Here is a 15,185-nt window from a genome sequence, read left to right on the forward strand (position 1 = left end):
CAAGGCGTGCCCGGTCCCGGCTCAGGCGAGGCGCAGCTGCGGGCGGCGGCCGAATACCGACGGGGCACTGGCGGTGAGCGCCAGGTAGAGCGCCATCAGGCCGGTGAACCACATCGCGTCGTTGCGGGCCAGCATCCACACGATGGCGGGGGTGAAGTTCTCCGTCCCCCCCAGCACCATCGCGGTGAGGTAGGTCACGACCTCATAGGCGACGAACGCACCGGCGATCGCGGCGACCATGCGCGCGAGCGACAGCGTGCCGGCGGAGCCGCGCACCGCATGGGCGACGCCGAAGCCGGCGAGCGCGCTCACTGCGATCGCGACGCCGCGCAGGATCGTCATCGGGTCGGTCGGATAGCCGAGAAAGCCGAAGCCGATGATCTGGTTGAGCAGCCAGGCGCCGAGCACCGCCATGACGCCGGCGCGGCGCGAGAGCGTGAGCGCGGACGCCGCGGCGAGCGCTGCGAACGGGGTCATGCAGGCGAGCGCAAAGCTGCCGAGGACGGCAGCGCCGTCGATGGCGACGAGCCAGCTGAGGTCGCGGGCGGGGCTGCTGCTGCGGGATGCCATGAATAGTGTCCTGTCTATGTCCGGTGCCCCATAGCGCGGAGCCAAGTGCGCGTCAGCTGTTCACCAGCGCGTCGATTGCCGCCTGCAAAATATGCGCGGCGGCCATTTTGTCCACTGCCTCGGCGCGCTTCGCCCGGCTCATGTCCTGCTCGATCAGCACGCGCTCGACGGCGACCGTCGACCAGCGCTCGTCCCACAAGAGGATCGGCTGCCCGAGGTCATCGAGGTTGCGGGCGAAGGCGCGGGTCGACTGGGTGCGCGGCGAATCGCTGCCGTCCATGTTGAGCGGCAGGCCGATGACGAGGCCGACCGTCTGACGCTCGGCGATCAGCGCTGCCAGCGCGGCCTTGTCCTTGGTGAACTTGGTGCGGCGGATCAGGAGAGCAGGGCTGGCGAAGCTCCAGCCCGCATCGCAGGCGGCGGTGCCGATCGTCTTGGTGCCGACGTCGAGGCCGAGCAGGCGGCCGCCGTCCGGAAGCGCCGCGCGAAATGCGGCGGAATCGGTGGTGATCATCGTGCCTTCCACGCCTTCAGGCGGCGCGCGGCGTCGGCGCGCACGCTGCCCCAGAACAGGCTGTAGTCGTAGACGTGATAGTTGTTGCCGGGCAGCACATAGCTGCCGACGTCCGGCGCGCTCGGGCCGAGCAGCAGGAAGCCGCGGGCGTCGCAGCGTGCCGACACCCGGCCCGGCTCCAGCGTCGCGGTGGTGAGGTTCGCATTCGGGAACAGCGTGCCGAGGTTCGCGCTCGCCGGCGCATCGGCGCCCGGCGTGCCGGTGATCGGGTTGGTGCACACCAGCGGCGTGCCCCTGCGCGACGCGCCGTTGAAGCCGGTGGTCGCATCGAAGGTGTCGGTGACGAGGCGGGGGTCGGCCGGCTCGGCGAAGCTCTGCCACGACAGGATGCAGCCGGGCTGGTCGGCGGCGGTGCATTCGGGAAGGCCGAGGGCGGGGAGATCGGCGGTGCGGGAGACCGGCCAGCCCACGACATAGGCGGCGACGATGCGGCGCGCGAGCGGCTTGCCCGCGACCCGGTCGTGCAGCAGGCGGGTGAGGTGCAGCGACCCCTGGCTGTGGCCGGCAAGCACGATCGGGCGGTTCGGGTCGATCTGGCTGAGGAACGAGTCGAACGCCTGCAGCACGTCGGCATAGGCGAGGTCGAGCGCGCGCCCGGCATCGCTGGCCGTGGTCAGGAACGCGCCGAAGGTCGCCTGGCGGTAGCGGGGTGCCCAGACCTCGCCCATGTCGTTGAATGCGCTTGCCTGGCCGCGCAGGAACAGCGCGGCGCGGGCGTTCGCCTCTTCGTCAGCGAGCGGCGCGTTCCACTGGTTCTTGCGGAGGTAGGAGGTGGGGTGGATGAAGAACACCGCCGCCTCGGCCCGTGCCGGGACGCCGATGCCGGGCGGCGTCCAGCGTGCCGGGTCGTTCGCCGTGCCCGGCCGCGCGAGCCACATGTCGGGTCGGGCATAGGCGTCGGGCGCCGCCGCCGGCTGGTCTGCGAAGCGGCCGCTCGGCACCATGCTCCAGCGCAGGAGCTCGGCGCCGAACATGCGGTATGCAAAGGTGCCGCCGAGCGCGAGCATGACCAGAATTGCCACTCCGTAGAGGAATTTGCGGGCCACGTGGGCTCTCCATTGTGCAGTGCAGCATCGGTGAGGCCGACGCAACCGGCTTCCCGTGCGGCAAGCATGCGCATTACGCAACCGTCCGTCCGCCCGCCACGGAGGCCGCCGCCCGCTTGTGGCACGGGTGCGGGGATGCTAGCCGCGGACCCATGTCCGTAGACACTGCAACCGTGAAGCGCGTGGCGAGCCTTGCGCGCATCGCCATCACCGATGCCGAAGCGGAGCGCCTGGCGCCCGAACTCGGCAACATCCTGGGCTGGATCGAGCAGCTGGGGGAGGTGGATACCTCTGCCGTCGAGCCGATGACCGCCGTCATCCCCAACACGCTGCGCCTGCGCGAGGACGTCGTCACCGACGGTAACGTGCGCGACGCGGTGCTGGCCAATGCGCCCCAGGCCGAACATGGCTTTTTCACCGTGCCCAAGGTGATCGAATAGTGACCGAGCTTACCGACCTGACCGTCGCCGGCATCCGCGACGGCGTGCGCTCCGGCGCCTTTTCCGCGCGCGAAGTCGCCGACGCGTTCGTGACCGCGGTGTCGCGCGCCAAGGATCTGAACGCCTTCCTGGTGGAGACGCCCGACCATGCGCTCGCCGCCGCCAAGCAGGCGGACGAGGCGCGTGCCGCCGGCGAGACGCTGAAGCCCCTGGCCGGCGTGCCGATCGGCATGAAGGACCTGTTCTGCACCAAGGGCGTGACGTCGACCGCGGCGAGCCACATCCTGGAGGGCTTCACGCCGACCTATGAATCGACCGTGTCGCAGCGGCTGTGGGACGCGGGCGCCGGCATGCTCGGCAAGCTCAACATGGACCAGTTCGCGATGGGCTCGTCCAACGAGACCTCGGCGTTCGGCAACGTGATTTCGCCCTGGCGGCGCGGCGGCGGCGACAATGCCCCGCTCGCACCCGGTGGTTCCTCGGGCGGCAGCTCGTCGGCGATCGCGGCGCGGCTGTGCCCGGCGGCAACCGGGACCGACACCGGCGGCTCGATCCGCCAGCCCGCCGCCTTCACCGGCATCAGCGGCATCAAGCCGACCTATGGCCGCTGCTCGCGCTGGGGCGTGATCGCCTTCGCCTCGTCGCTCGATCAGGCGGGGCCGATGGCGCGCGACGTGCGCGACTGCGCGATCATGCTGGAGGCGATGTCGGGCTTCGACGTGAAGGACTCGACCTCGCTCGATCTGGCGGTGCCGAAGTGGGAGGCGGGGCTTTCGTCCAACCTCGCCGGCAAGCGCGTGGGCATCCCCAAGGAATATCGCGTCGACAACATGCCGGCCGAGATCGAGGCGCTGTGGCAGCAGGGCATCGACTGGCTGAAGGATGCCGGCGCCGAGATCGTCGAGGTCTCGCTGCCGCACACCAAGTATGCGCTGCCGGCCTATTACATCATCGCGCCGGCGGAAGCGTCGTCCAACCTCGCGCGCTATGACGGCGTGCGCTACGGCCAGCGCGAGCTGCCCGAGGGCGCGAACCTGCAGGACATGTACGCCGCCACCCGCGCCGCCGGCTTTGGCGACGAGGTGAAGCGCCGCATCATGATCGGCACCTATGTGCTCTCGGCCGGCTTCTACGACGCCTATTACACCCAGGCGCAGAAGGTGCGGACGCTGATCGCGCAGGATTTCGAGAAGGCATGGGGGCAGTGCGACCTGCTGCTCACGCCGACCGCGCCGTCGGCGGCGTTCGCGCTGGGCGAGAAGTCGGACGATCCCATCGCCATGTACCTGAACGACGTTTTCACCGTGCCGTCGTCGCTCGCCGGCCTGCCGGCGATGAGCGTGCCGGGCGGGCTGGACGCGGGCGGCCTGCCGCTGGGCCTGCAGGTGATCGGCAAGCCGCTCGACGAGCAGGGCGTGCTCAACGCCGGCCTCGCGATTGAAGAGCGCGCCGGCTTCACCGCACGTCCCGAGGCGTGGTGGTAAGGTGCGGTGCTCCAGGAAGAACGAACGATGACTGACTCCACTTACCGCATTCGTGGCGAGACTGGCGACTGGGAGGTCGTGATCGGCCTGGAGGTCCACGCCCAGGTGACCTCCAACGCCAAGCTCTTCTCGGGCGCGGCGACCGCGTTCGGTGCAGAGCCGAATACGCAGGTTTCGCTGGTCGACGCGGCGATGCCCGGCATGCTGCCTACGCCCAACAAGGAGTGCATCCGCCAGGCGGTGCGCACCGGCATGGCGATCGACGCGCAGATCAACAAATGGTCGCGGTTCGACCGCAAGAACTATTTCTACGCCGATCTGCCGCAGGGCTACCAGATCAGCCAGCTCTACCACCCGCTGGTGGGTGAGGGCCGCTTGCTGATCAGCCTGGACGAGAAGGATCCGGACGCCGATACCAAGGAGATCGGCATCGAGCGCATCCACGTCGAGCAGGACGCGGGCAAGCTGATGCACGACCAGCATCCGACGCGCTCCTATGTCGACCTCAACCGCTCGGGCGTGGCGCTGATGGAGATCGTCAGCCGCCCGGACATGCGCTCGCCCGCCGAGGCCGGCGCCTATGTCCGCAAGCTGCGCACGATCCTGCGCTATGTCGGCTCGTGCGACGGCAACATGGAGGAAGGCTCGATGCGCGCCGACGTGAACGTCAGCGTGCGCAAGCCCGGCGAGCCGTTCGGCACCCGCACCGAGACCAAGAACGTCAACTCCGTGCGCTTCGTCATGCAGGCGATCGAGTATGAGGCGAAGCGTCAGGTAGAGGTGCTGGAGGACGGCGGCCGCATCGTCCAGGAAACGCGGCTGTTCGATCCCGACAAGGGCGTGACCCGTTCGATGCGGTCGAAGGAAGACGCGCACGACTATCGCTACTTCCCCGATCCCGACCTGCTGCCGCTCGAACTCGACGACGCGTTCCTGGAGGAATGCCGCCAGTCGCTGCCCGAGCTGCCGGACGCCAAGCGCCAGCGCTACGAACAAGCGCTGGGCCTGTCCGCCTACAACGCCGCGGTGCTGACCGCCGAGGCGGAGACGGCGCGCTGGTTCGAGGCGCTGCTCGCCGAAAGCGCGCTGGTCCAGAAGAAGGGCGAGGCCGAGGTCGCGAAGGCCGCGGCGAACTGGCTGATCTCCGACCTGTTCGGTGCGCTCAACCGGCTGGGCAAGGACATCGGCGAGAGCCCGGTGAGCCCCGCCCAGGGCGCCGAGCTGCTGGGCCTGATCGCGGACGGCACCATCTCCAACACGCTCGGCAAGCAGGTGTTCGAGATCATGCTGGAGACCGGCGACGGCGCCGGCACGATCGTCGAGGAGCGCGGGCTCAAGCAGACCAGCGACACGGGTGCGATCGAGGCGGTGATCGCCGAGGTGATGGAAAAGAACGCCGACAAGGTCGCCGACTATCGCGGCGGCAAGGACAAGCTGTTCGGCTTTTTCGTCGGCCAGACGATGAAGGCGATGGGCGGCAAGGCCAACCCGGCGGTGGTGAACGAGCTGCTGAAGAAGGCGCTGGGGTAAGGCGCTTCGGAGGGGCGGGGGGCTTCCCCCCCACCACTCGTGTACCCCGGCGAAGGCCGGGGCCCAGTTGGGAGGCGCGCGAAAGGGCGCGCACGCTTTCACTCCATCTTCGTATTCCCGCGTAGGCGGGAATCCAGGGCCAAGCACAACAACGGGTGCCGGGCGTTCGGAACCCTGGGCTCCCGCCTCCGCGGGAGCACAAACGGCTGTGGGAAAGGGAGCGGCCTTAACCTCCGTCCCGCACCTGGGTCCCGGCCTTCGCCGGGATACGGGTTGCGCTTTGGGCGAGCACCGGCGGGCTGACCACCGGCGGAACCTCCCGCAGCATCGGCGCGTCGAACGGCCATGACTGCCGCTACCCTCTCGCTTCCCCTGCCGCTCCAGCGCCGTCTGGAACGGGAAAGTGCGTCGCTGTTCGGGGGCGACGGCATGCCGCAAATCGACTTTAGCCACCCGGCCGGGGAGCCCGCGCTTGCCGCTGCCGACTCGGTCTCCTGGCGGGTGTTCAAGAACCCGGTGTCGCTGTTCATCGGCGGCGTGGCCGCGGTGCTGCTCGAGCTCGGCGAGCCGCGCGTGCGGTCCGGCGTGTGGGAGCATAGCAGCTTTCGCAGCGATCCGGTGACGCGCCTGCGCCGCACCGGGCTTGCCGCTATGGTCACCGTCTATGCGCCGGCAAGTGCGGCGGAGGCGATGATCACTGGCGTGGGCCGCCAGCATGCCCGCGTGCGCGGGGCGACGCGCGAGGGGCAGGCCTATGCGGCGATGGACCCCGAGCTGCTCGACTGGGTGCAGGCGACCGCCTCCTTCGGCTTCCTGAACGCCTACCACCGCTTCGTGCATCCGCTCGCGCCTGCCGAGCGCGACCGCTTCTGGCGGGAAGCACAGCCGGGCGCGCGGCTGTTCGGCGCCACCGGCACGGCGGACAGCGAGGCAGGCTGGGAGGTCATGCTCGCAGCCATGTTGCCCAAGCTGCGTGCCGCGCCCGAGATCCGCGAGTTCCTGGCGATCCTGCGGGACGCACCGGCGTTCCCGCGCGCGCTGCGTCCGATGCAGCGGCTGCTGCTGCGGGCGGCGATCGACCTGCTGCCCGCGAGCGCGCGCGAGGTTCTGGAGCTTGGGCCGGAGGCGGGGCTGTCGCGCGGCGGTGCGCGGCTGGTGCGGGCCGCGGGCATGGTGGCCGACCGGCTGGTGATCCGCAGCGCGCCGCCGGCACAGGCGTGCCGCAGGATGGGATTGCCTGCGGAGTGGCTGTACCGCGCCGCCTGAGCGACGCGGTACCCGGCCGATTACTGCTGCGTCAGGTCCTGGTTCTTGACCACGCCGCCGGTGCCGGCGGTGCCGGCGAACTCGCCCGGCGGGTCGAGCGGGGAGGTGGTGCCGACCTTGGACCCGAGCCGCTCGACGTCGTCCGAACGGGCCTGCACGGCCTGCTCGATGTCGCTGCGGGTGTCGTTGTCCGCTGCGGGATCGCTGTCGGGGTGGGGGCTGCGTTCGCGGTCGCTCATGAAACTCTCCTTTACGCGTGCATGATCGGCTGGCCGGGGGCCGGCGTGATCACCGGGTCGGCGCCCGGACTGGGGTAGTCGATGTCCGGGCCCGGCGGGCTGATCTCGGGCGGGGGCGCTGAAGGCTGGCCGGGCTCGGCCGGCTGCGGCGGTGCCTCGGGCTGGGGCGCGTCGGGCGCAGCCGGGTTGCCGGGCGGGGGCGGCGCCTCCGGCGGGGCGGCCGGGATGGGGGGCTCTACGGGCATGATGTCTCTCCTTGGACGCGCCTTGAACGCGCCAGGGATGCCCGCGGTTGCCACGACGCTTGCTCCAGCCTGTGTGGCTGCTATAGACGCCGCCGTGCCGGCGGTGTCCGCTCGCGGGCGTGGCGGAACTGGTAGACGCGCTGGATTTAGGTTACAGTCTGCAATCGTAGACTAGTCTGCCATCCGAGACGTTCCGCAATCGCAGACTTCTGCGGCTTACAGCGATCATTGCTTAAACGTAACAAGGCGGTCTCCCATCAGCTCTGGTGGGGGACCGTTTCCCGTTGGGGCTCCGCCCGTCTTCTCCGACATTAGTGCGACCCTGCGGGATTGACCGCGGGAATCGCTGCGTCTAATTGGTCGGCATAAGCAGACGGTATCACATTCCCGACGTTCCGCGAAGCAAGAGGCACACCATGCACGACCACGACACGCTTGTAGCCGCTCAGCGCCTGATGGAAGCCAATGACCTCCAGGAAGGCGCCAACCTGTTCAAGGCGGCCCAGGACAAAAAGGCAGAGAAGGAAGGCTTCGACAAGCGGGACGAGGTCGCGAAGCTGATCCGCGGCGCCCTGCCGCTGGTCTCCCAAGGCATCGCGGCTTGGGTCGAGGAGACGAAGAATAAGAAGGGCCGCCCTCCGGCCGCCTTGGCCCCGCTGTCCACTGTAGACCCCGACGTGGTCGCTTTGGGCGCCCTGTCGAAGACCTTTGCAACCGTCGCCAAGGGCAAGGCGCTCTCGGCGACCTGCTGCGCGATCGGGCGGACGGTCCAGGTCGAGGTCGAGGCGAGGATGATCGAGGCGGAGGACGCGAAGGCGGCCAAGCGCTTCCTCGCGATGGTCGAGACGGCCGGCGAGCGTAAGGCAGCCAAGCGCCACGAGGAGCTGGCGGAGCAACTCGGCATCGGCCTGGAGTGGAGCCAACGCACTCAGGTCCTGGTGGGATCGACGGTCCTCAACGTCATCCTGACGGTGCTCGGCGAAATCTTTGAGCGCGGCACGGTGACCGACCACCGCGGCACCGTTCCAGTCGTGAAGTTCACCGAGCGGGGGATTCAACAGCTCTCGCACATGACGGAGGCCGCGGCCTGGATGCAGCCGATCCTGCGCCCGATGATCGTGCAGCCGCGCGTATGGACCCACTTCGACACCGGGGCGTACCTCGAATACCGCCTGTCCAAGACGGTGCCCCTGGTCCGCACGTTCAACCGCGAGCACCAGATGATGGTCCGTACGGCCCTGAAGGACGGCTCGGCCCAGGAGCTGCTCGACGGCGTCAACGCGATCCAGGGGACGGCCTTCGCGATCGACCGCCGCGTCTACGACGTGATGGCATGGGTTCGCGGCGAGAACCTCCGCCCCTCCAAGAGCTTCCCAGTCTCGGACCCGGTCGAGATGCCGGCAAAGGTCAGCAAGGAGGAATGGGCGATCCTCTCCATGGAGGCCCGCACCGCCATGTCGCGCAAGCGCAAGTCGATCCGCAACATTCAGGAGGCGTCAGGGATCAACTGCGGTCTCTTTGCGACGGACCTGCAGGAAGCCGAGCGCCTGCTCGCCGTTCCAGAGTTCTACCTGCCGCACAGCCTCGACTTCCGCGGCCGGGTCTATGCCGTGCCCTACTTCAACCCGCAGCGTTCCGATCACGTCAAGGCGCTGTTCCGCTTCGCCGGCACGGTTCCCATGGGCCCCGAGGGCGGGCAGTGGCTTGCGGTCCACCTCGCCAACTGCGGCGACTTCGACAAGGTCAGCAAGGAGGATTTCCAGACGCGGCTCGACTGGGTCTATGCGAACGAGGCGGCAATCTTGGAGGTCGCGCAGGACCCCAAGGGCACCTATGCCTACTGGTCGACTGCTGACAGCCCCTTCTGCTTCCTCCAGGCCTGCTTCGAGTGGGCGGAGTGGGCCGCCAGCGGCTACAGCGGGGACTGGGAGGGCTGCATCGGCATCGCCCTAGACGGCTCCTGCTCCGGCCTGCAGCACTACTCGGCGATGACCCGCTCGGCGGAGGAGGGCTATCACGTCAACCTGCTGCCCCGCGAGAAGCCCGGCGACATTTACCGCACGGTCGCCGACGCGGCCCGCCCGACCCTGGAGTACCAAGCGTCCGACCAGTGGCTGGCCGTCCAGATCGACCGGGCCGAGGGCGACAAGGCGAAGGAGGACGCTGCCGTGCTCAAGAACCGCGCCGCTCGCATCATCCTCGACCAGGGCTTCGGCCGCAGCGACGTCAAGCGGAACGTGATGACCTACTTCTACGGCTCGGGGAAGTTCGGGATGCGCGACCAGCACATGGTCGACACAATGCGCCCGCTGGCCGACGAGGTCGCGCTGGGCGAGCGTAAGGAGCACCCCTACGCCATGCTGACGACCCGCAAGAACAAGGAGACCGGCGAGGAGACTCAGGCGCTGGACGGCGGCTTCACCTGCGCGGCGTCGCTGGCGGCTCACGTCTATGCCGCGGTCGTCTCCGTGGCTCCTAAGGCGGACGAGGCGGCTAACTGGTTCCAGTCGGTCGCCGCCACTCTGGCCCACGAGAGCCTGCCGGTCGTCTGGCGGACCCCCACGGGCCTGCCGGTCATGCAGAAGTACAGCGAGTACACCTCCAAGCGGGTGAACCTCTGGCTCTACTCGCGTGCCGTCGACGTGCCGACTGGGGCCAAGCTGGACAGCTCCGGCAACGTCCTATCCCGTATTGAGTGCCTGATCCGTGAGGCGCCTACGAAGCGTATCGACAAGAAGAAGGCACGCTCGGCCATCTCGCCGAACATCGTCCATAGCCTCGACGCGGCCCACCTGATCCGCACGGTCGTCTTCGCGTACCGCGAGGGCATCCGCTCATTCCAGCTCATCCATGACAGCTTCGCCACCCACGCGGGCAACACCGGCCGCTTCTTCCAGATCATCCGGGAGGCCTTCGTGAACCTGTACGAGACGTACGACCCGTTCGTGGAGCTGGACCGCTATGCCCGTAGCGTCCTCTCTGAGGAGGGACAGGAGAAGCTGCCGCCGATCCCGAGCAAGGGCACGCTGGACCTGAAGCAGGTCCTAGAGAGCGCGTATGCCTTTGCCTAAAAGGTCCGCAATAGGCGACTGTCGCCATTAGTGCGACCATTTGCACAACTGGCTTCGGCCGGTGCCCTGTGTCCCTCCTGATACTCATGACCGGGGGTCGTCCACATCGACGGCTCCCGGTTCCTTTTTCTCTACCATTGCAGACTGTCGCCGATCGGCAGCTCACCTGCACCTACGGAATCATCACGCCACAATGGCAAAACGACCCACTATCGACGCGACCTTCGGCCCGCTCATCCTCTCGTTCCCTTGCCTGAACGAGCCGGACGAGAAGTACAACGTGTACACGGCCAACGGCGTGGAGGACCCCAACTCCGCCGCGATGAAGAAGGCGAAGGCGATCCTCGCTGACGCGCTCAAGAAGTTCGACCTCGACCCCGAGGAGGCCAAGCTGCCGCTCGTCCGCGAGATGCAGAAGGACCCGAACGCTCCCGAGGGCGCCCGCAAGCCCAAGAAGGTGGCGACCGGCAAGCTCGTGCTGAAGAGCAAGAGCCAGCGCCCCCCGACGCTGTTCGACGCTGCCGGCAAGGAGATCGACCCGAGCACCGTGAGCGTCGGCGGCGGCACCAAGGCGCTCGTGCAGGGCTTCCTGGCGCCGTACGACATGAACGGTAACGAGGGCATCTCCTTCACGCTGACCGGCGTGCAGATCATCGACCTCAAGGAGAAGGGCGGCCGGAAGGCTTCCTTCGGCGCCTATGAGGGCGGCGGCTTCACCCAGGACAGCGCAAGCTCCGCGGGTGCCGACCTGAACCTCGGCGACGACAGCGACGACTCCTCGGACGACGCCACGGACGATGCCGGCGGCCTCGACATTTAAGGGCCGGATGCGGGGCCGCTCTGGCCTCGAAGACAAGACGATGGAGGACCTCGCCAAGCGCGGGGTCTCCTATCGCTACGAGCAGGTCCGCCTGGGCTACGAGAAGCCCGCGAGCCGCCACAAGTACACGCCCGACTTCATCCTGCCGAACGGCATTATCGTCGAGACAAAGGGCCTCTTCGACAGCGACGATCGCAAGAAGCACGAGCTGGTCCGCCAGCAACACCCGCGTCTCGACATCCGCTTCGTCTTCTCCCGGTCGGCCTCGCCGATCCGCAAGGGCAGCAAGACCACCTACGGGACCTGGTGCGCCAAGCACGGCATCCCGTTCGCCGACAAGGCGATCCCCCAGACCTGGATCGACGAACCCGACGACCCGGAACGGCACGCAGCGATCACCGCCGCGGCCACCTGACCCCTGAAAGGACACCCATGGACTCGCTGAACCGCGAGGTGCTCCGCGCTGAGCTGAAGCGCGACGAGGGGTGGGTGCTCAAGCGCACCTACCGCTGCACCGAGAACAAGCTCTCTGCCGGCTGCGGCCGAAACCTCGACGACGTCGGTCTCTCGCCGGCCGAGTTGGACCTGTTCGGGGTCACGCTGGCCTACGTGCGCCGGAACGGCCTCACTGCCGCGCAGGCGGAGGTCTGCCTCGACAACGACATCGACCGCTCGATCGCTGACCTGGACCGGCGGCTGCCCTGGTGGCGCCAGCTCGATCCGGTGCGGCAGCGGGTCCTGGTGAACATGTGCTTCAACATGGGGATCGGGAACAGCTCCAAGGGGCTGCTCTCCTTCCGCAACACCCTGCAGCTCATCCGCGACGGCAACTACCAGTCCGCCGCGAGGAACATGCTGGTCTCCAAGTGGGCCCGGCAGGTCGGCAAGCGTGCCGATCGTCTCGCCGAGCTGATGCGCCTCGGTCCCCGCAAGCTCTGAAAGGAAACGACGTGTCCAATAAGTCCAAGCCCCTCAGCCCCCGCGCCAAGGAGGTTCTCGACTACCTCCAGGCCAAGGGCTCCGCTTCGCCCCGCGAGGCCCTGCTCGACCTCGACATCAACAGCGGCTCGTTCACGCGCCGGATCACGGAGCTGCGCGACGCCGGCTACAAGATCACTGGGGAGGTGAAGTCCCACCCCGTCACCAAGCGTCGCTACAACGTGTACACGTATGGCGCCCACGCCTGAGGCGCAGCTCTCGCTACCGCTGCCGGCAATGGTCTCGATCCCACGGGACGAGTACCTAAAGCTCCAGGAGGCCGCCGAGAAGCTCGCGGCTCTGGAGGCCGGCGGCGTCGACAACTGGGAAGGCTACGCGGAGGCGCTTCGAGCCCTCTACGAGGACGAGGGCTTCTAGTGCCCGATCCTTTCGAGGAGGAGGCACGCCGCCGCGGAGTGTCCGTGGAGACCCTCAAAGCCTTCTATGCTCACCGCAGCGAGAGCCTCCGCAACTCCCACACGACCACGGGGCCCGTCCGGGCCACCCCGCGACCCACGCCAACACCCACGCCGACCCGGCGGCCTGGCATCCTCGGCCTCGTCGCCGATCGAGTGACCGGCGTCCTCTCGGGCCGATAGGAGACCTATGTCCGACACCCCGAAGCCCAAGGCTGCCGCCAAGGCTGCCCCATCGCCGACCGAGGCTCTCGAAGCGGCGCTGGCCAATCTCATCACCGCCGCGGAGGCCTTCGCCGCCGCTGACGGCACCACCTCGCACAGCTTCGCCGCTGGCGAGTACCGCATCCGCTTCCAGGGCAATCAGCTGCTGAAGGTGGAACGCGCCTGATCCTAAAGGGGTCGACTGATTAAACCCGGTCGACCCTCATTTTTTCGGCAGCAGGTCCATGAGTAGTTCGCCCCACCACTGCTTGTTCTTCCACCACTTAGCTTGGCTTACTTCGTCCACGCCGTATGCGACCATCGGTTCGTTTCCGCCATCTACTTCGGTAGGGAAATGAACAACCGTAGACACCCTGTAAATGCGCGTTCCCTCCTCGCTTCTTAGGACGAAGCTGGTTCCCTCGTTCAACGGGTAGGCGAACAAGCAGTCGGCAAGGTGAACGCTGCCTGCGCCGATAATCCTCGCTTTTACAGCCATGCCCCTCTCCTTCGTGAAGGGCCTACCCGAGAATTTCTGATGACCCAAGAGCGCGACGAGAGCGCCTTCGTGGGCCACGAGCCGTGCCCAAAGTGCGGCTCCCGCGACAACCTGGCTCGCTACGCCAGCGGCCGAGGGCATTGCCACGGCTGCGGGCACAACGAGTTCCCCGACGACGACGACGGGGCCCCGCGGAAGCGGCAGCCCTCCACCAGGAACCAAATGACCGAACCCTACCGGCCGTACGAGGGAGACCTCGGCGGCGACGATTTCACCCGCGCCTACGGGATCACCACCTCCAACCGCCGGACCCTCGGCATCTCCCTGGTCCCGATGGGCGTCGAGCATCTCGGCGTTCAGTACCCCCGCAAGGCCTGCGTAGCGTTCGACTACCGGCTCGCCGATGGCACCCTCTGGGGCCAGAAGATTCGCTACAAGCTCCCGGAGGAGGCGGAGGACGACAAGACCTTCCGGTTCCCGCACGCCAAGGGCTCGGCCAAGCCGCCGCTCTGGCTCATGCAGAAGTGGCCCGTGGGCACCGACCGGCGCTCGCTGACTATCTGGGAAGGGGAGGGCGACTGCTCTGCCTACTTCCAGGTCACCCAGGGCAAGTACCCGTGCGTCTCGCTCCCTAACGGGGCCAAGGGCGCCGAGGAGAGCATCCGGGACCACTACGAGTGGCTCTCGGGCTTCGAGAAGATCGTCCTGGTCTTCGACGGCGACAAGACGGGCCGCGAGTGGGCCCAGCGTGCCGCAGCGCTCCTGCCGCCCGGCAAGGCCTTCATCGGGGAGGTGCCGGGCCACAAGGATGCCCGCGAGGCGCTCCTGGCCGGCGACGCTAAGGCCATCCAGTCCGCGTACTGGAACGCCACGGCCTATCGGCCCGAAGGTATCTTCCGGGTCCGGGACCTGATCGACGAGGCCCGCAAGCCCGTCGTCATGGGGATGCCCTGGTGGAGCGAGACGCTCACCCGCTGGACCTTCGGGCGCCGGCCGGGCGAGCTGTACGTGCTGGGCGCTGGCAACTCGATCGGCAAGACCGACTGGACGACCCAGTCCATCGCTTACGACGCCCTGGTGCTCGGGATTATGACCGCGGTCATCTACCTGGAGCAGCCGCCCGTCGAGACCCTCAAGCGGCTCGCCGGGAAGTTCGCGGGCAAGCCCTTCCATATTCCGATGGAGGAGGGGGGCTACACCCAAGACGAGCTGGACAGGGCGCTAGACGAGCTGGAGGCCAGCCCGAACCTCATCTTCGGCGGCAACTTCGCGTCCACCCAGTGGGACGAGGTGAAGGAGAAAATCCGCTACCTCGTCGTCGCTGAGGGTGTCCGTGTCGTCTACCTCGACAACATGACGGCCCTGATCGACGAGACCAACGAGCGTGCGTCGGTCGAGGGCATCATCAAGGAGATGGCGCTGCTCTGCCAAGAGTTGGGCATCAACATCATCCTGCTCTGCCACCTCGCCACACCGGACGGGAAGAGCCACGAGGAAGGCGGCCACGTCAGCCTCAAGCACTTCAAGGGCTCCCGAGCCATGGGCGCTTGGCCGCACTACGCCTTCGGCCTGGAGCGGAACACCCAGCACCCCGACCCGGCGATGCGTAACTACTCGACCTTCCGATGCGTGAAGGACCGCTACACCGGCCGCGCGAACGGCAACACCATGTGCCTCCGCTTCGAGGCCGACACCGGGCAGCTCGTCGAGACCCCGTTCCCCGAGGGCTACGAAGAGGCTCCCAAGAAGCCCGGCTTCGCACCCTACGATCCTGCCGACGACGACAACGCTCTCGGCATCTAA

The 15,185-nt window shown here is 67.8% G+C and carries 18 protein-coding genes; 12 read left to right on the top strand and 6 right to left on the bottom strand.

What is annotated here, in order from left to right:
- Positions 1–21: 21 nt before the first annotated feature.
- From EO081_RS03805 to EO081_RS03815, 3 genes are read right to left on the bottom strand one after another with little or no spacing between them, the layout of a single operon-like run.
- The gene (locus EO081_RS03805) at positions 22–570 is read right to left on the bottom strand and encodes a hypothetical protein (protein WP_129340573.1); all 549 of its coding nucleotides are present in this window, start codon (positions 568–570) and stop codon (positions 22–24) included.
- Positions 571–622: 52 nt separating this feature from the next.
- Entirely contained in the window at positions 623–1,084 is a 462-nt protein-coding gene (gene ruvX, locus EO081_RS03810) for a Holliday junction resolvase RuvX (RefSeq protein ID WP_129340574.1), read from the bottom strand.
- Positions 1,081–2,190, bottom strand: coding sequence for a DUF3089 domain-containing protein (locus EO081_RS03815; RefSeq protein ID WP_129340575.1), 1,110 nt, complete (start codon positions 2,188–2,190; stop codon positions 1,081–1,083). The genes ruvX and EO081_RS03815 overlap by 4 nt, the downstream gene beginning before the upstream one ends.
- A gap of 152 nt (positions 2,191–2,342) precedes the next feature.
- Here EO081_RS03815 and gatC point away from each other — a divergent pair, with 152 nt between their 5' ends.
- From gatC to EO081_RS03835, 4 genes are all read left to right on the top strand, one after another.
- Positions 2,343–2,630, top strand: coding sequence for an Asp-tRNA(Asn)/Glu-tRNA(Gln) amidotransferase subunit GatC (gatC, locus tag EO081_RS03820; RefSeq protein ID WP_125962276.1), 288 nt, complete (start codon positions 2,343–2,345; stop codon positions 2,628–2,630).
- Complete coding sequence (gene gatA / locus EO081_RS03825) at positions 2,630–4,114, top strand: Asp-tRNA(Asn)/Glu-tRNA(Gln) amidotransferase subunit GatA (RefSeq protein WP_129340576.1); 1,485 nt, start codon at positions 2,630–2,632, stop codon at positions 4,112–4,114. The genes gatC and gatA overlap by 1 nt, the downstream gene beginning before the upstream one ends.
- A 27-nt stretch (positions 4,115–4,141) precedes the next feature.
- Positions 4,142–5,644, top strand: coding sequence for an Asp-tRNA(Asn)/Glu-tRNA(Gln) amidotransferase subunit GatB (gene gatB / locus EO081_RS03830; protein ID WP_129340577.1), 1,503 nt, complete (start codon positions 4,142–4,144; stop codon positions 5,642–5,644).
- A gap of 345 nt (positions 5,645–5,989) precedes the next feature.
- Positions 5,990–6,910, top strand: a complete 921-nt coding sequence (locus EO081_RS03835; RefSeq protein WP_129340578.1) for an oxygenase MpaB family protein — start codon at positions 5,990–5,992, stop codon at positions 6,908–6,910.
- Positions 6,911–6,930: 20 nt separating this feature from the next.
- On the opposite strand, the gene EO081_RS03840 is transcribed toward EO081_RS03835, so the two are convergent.
- Together EO081_RS03840 and EO081_RS03845 are read right to left on the bottom strand one after the other, a co-directional pair.
- Positions 6,931–7,149: a hypothetical protein gene (locus EO081_RS03840; RefSeq protein WP_129340579.1), complete on the bottom strand. Its 219-nt coding sequence runs from the start codon at positions 7,147–7,149 to the stop codon at positions 6,931–6,933.
- A gap of 11 nt (positions 7,150–7,160) precedes the next feature.
- Positions 7,161–7,394, bottom strand: coding sequence for a hypothetical protein (locus EO081_RS03845; protein ID WP_129340580.1), 234 nt, complete (start codon positions 7,392–7,394; stop codon positions 7,161–7,163).
- A 416-nt stretch (positions 7,395–7,810) separates the two neighbouring features.
- On the opposite strand from EO081_RS03845, the gene EO081_RS03850 reads away from it, so the two are divergent.
- From EO081_RS03850 to EO081_RS03880, 7 genes are all read left to right on the top strand, one after another.
- The gene (locus EO081_RS03850; RefSeq protein WP_129340581.1) at positions 7,811–10,465 is read left to right on the top strand and encodes a DNA-directed RNA polymerase; all 2,655 of its coding nucleotides are present in this window, start codon (positions 7,811–7,813) and stop codon (positions 10,463–10,465) included.
- 193 nt (positions 10,466–10,658) lie between these two features.
- Positions 10,659–11,285, top strand: coding sequence for a DUF2815 family protein (locus tag EO081_RS03855; RefSeq protein WP_129340582.1), 627 nt, complete (start codon positions 10,659–10,661; stop codon positions 11,283–11,285).
- 7 nt (positions 11,286–11,292) lie between these two features.
- Positions 11,293–11,700, top strand: coding sequence for a hypothetical protein (locus EO081_RS03860; RefSeq protein WP_206364344.1), 408 nt, complete (start codon positions 11,293–11,295; stop codon positions 11,698–11,700).
- A 17-nt stretch (positions 11,701–11,717) separates the two neighbouring features.
- Positions 11,718–12,224, top strand: coding sequence for a glycoside hydrolase family protein (locus tag EO081_RS03865; RefSeq protein WP_129340584.1), 507 nt, complete (start codon positions 11,718–11,720; stop codon positions 12,222–12,224).
- An 11-nt stretch (positions 12,225–12,235) separates the two neighbouring features.
- A complete protein-coding gene (locus EO081_RS03870; RefSeq protein ID WP_165284486.1) occupies positions 12,236–12,472 on the top strand; it encodes a helix-turn-helix domain-containing protein in 237 nt (78 codons plus the stop codon).
- The gene (locus tag EO081_RS03875) at positions 12,456–12,641 is read left to right on the top strand and encodes a hypothetical protein (protein ID WP_129340586.1); all 186 of its coding nucleotides are present in this window, start codon (positions 12,456–12,458) and stop codon (positions 12,639–12,641) included. The genes EO081_RS03870 and EO081_RS03875 overlap by 17 nt, the downstream gene beginning before the upstream one ends.
- A 228-nt stretch (positions 12,642–12,869) precedes the next feature.
- Positions 12,870–13,070, top strand: coding sequence for a hypothetical protein (locus EO081_RS03880; protein WP_129340587.1), 201 nt, complete (start codon positions 12,870–12,872; stop codon positions 13,068–13,070).
- A 36-nt stretch (positions 13,071–13,106) separates the two neighbouring features.
- Here the strand turns inward: EO081_RS03880 and EO081_RS03885 are convergent, their stop codons facing one another.
- Positions 13,107–13,382 carry a hypothetical protein gene (locus tag EO081_RS03885; protein ID WP_129340588.1) on the bottom strand — a complete coding sequence of 92 codons (276 nt, stop codon included), beginning with the start codon at positions 13,380–13,382 and terminating at the stop codon, positions 13,107–13,109.
- A 222-nt stretch (positions 13,383–13,604) separates the two neighbouring features.
- Between EO081_RS03885 and EO081_RS03890 the strand changes: the two genes are divergently transcribed.
- On the top strand, positions 13,605–15,185 hold the full coding sequence (locus EO081_RS03890) for a DnaB-like helicase C-terminal domain-containing protein (protein WP_165284488.1): 1,581 nt from the start codon (positions 13,605–13,607) through the stop codon (positions 15,183–15,185).

It is taken from the genome of Sphingomonas desiccabilis (assembly GCF_004135605.1).
GTDB lineage: Bacteria > Pseudomonadota > Alphaproteobacteria > Sphingomonadales > Sphingomonadaceae > Sphingomonas > Sphingomonas desiccabilis.

What these genes read in the sequence shown, in the direction of transcription:
- EO081_RS03805 (WP_129340573.1), bottom strand. Translation starts at nt 570, where the DNA reads ATGGCATCCCGCAGCAGCAGCCCCGCCCGCGACCTCAGCTGGCTCGTC.
- gatC (WP_125962276.1), top strand. Translation starts at nt 2,343, where the DNA reads ATGTCCGTAGACACTGCAACCGTGAAGCGCGTGGCGAGCCTTGCGCGC.
- gatB (WP_129340577.1), top strand. Translation starts at nt 4,142, where the DNA reads ATGACTGACTCCACTTACCGCATTCGTGGCGAGACTGGCGACTGGGAG.
- EO081_RS03880 (WP_129340587.1), top strand. Translation starts at nt 12,870, where the DNA reads ATGTCCGACACCCCGAAGCCCAAGGCTGCCGCCAAGGCTGCCCCATCG.
- EO081_RS03855 (WP_129340582.1), top strand. Translation starts at nt 10,659, where the DNA reads ATGGCAAAACGACCCACTATCGACGCGACCTTCGGCCCGCTCATCCTC.
- EO081_RS03860 (WP_206364344.1), top strand. Translation starts at nt 11,293, where the DNA reads ATGCGGGGCCGCTCTGGCCTCGAAGACAAGACGATGGAGGACCTCGCC.
- ruvX (WP_129340574.1), bottom strand. Translation starts at nt 1,084, where the DNA reads ATGATCACCACCGATTCCGCCGCATTTCGCGCGGCGCTTCCGGACGGC.
- EO081_RS03850 (WP_129340581.1), top strand. Translation starts at nt 7,811, where the DNA reads ATGCACGACCACGACACGCTTGTAGCCGCTCAGCGCCTGATGGAAGCC.
- EO081_RS03890 (WP_165284488.1), top strand. Translation starts at nt 13,605, where the DNA reads ATGACCGAACCCTACCGGCCGTACGAGGGAGACCTCGGCGGCGACGAT.
- EO081_RS03840 (WP_129340579.1), bottom strand. Translation starts at nt 7,149, where the DNA reads ATGAGCGACCGCGAACGCAGCCCCCACCCCGACAGCGATCCCGCAGCG.
- EO081_RS03865 (WP_129340584.1), top strand. Translation starts at nt 11,718, where the DNA reads ATGGACTCGCTGAACCGCGAGGTGCTCCGCGCTGAGCTGAAGCGCGAC.
- EO081_RS03885 (WP_129340588.1), bottom strand. Translation starts at nt 13,382, where the DNA reads ATGGCTGTAAAAGCGAGGATTATCGGCGCAGGCAGCGTTCACCTTGCC.
- EO081_RS03845 (WP_129340580.1), bottom strand. Translation starts at nt 7,394, where the DNA reads ATGCCCGTAGAGCCCCCCATCCCGGCCGCCCCGCCGGAGGCGCCGCCC.
- EO081_RS03835 (WP_129340578.1), top strand. Translation starts at nt 5,990, where the DNA reads ATGACTGCCGCTACCCTCTCGCTTCCCCTGCCGCTCCAGCGCCGTCTG.
- EO081_RS03875 (WP_129340586.1), top strand. Translation starts at nt 12,456, where the DNA reads ATGGCGCCCACGCCTGAGGCGCAGCTCTCGCTACCGCTGCCGGCAATG.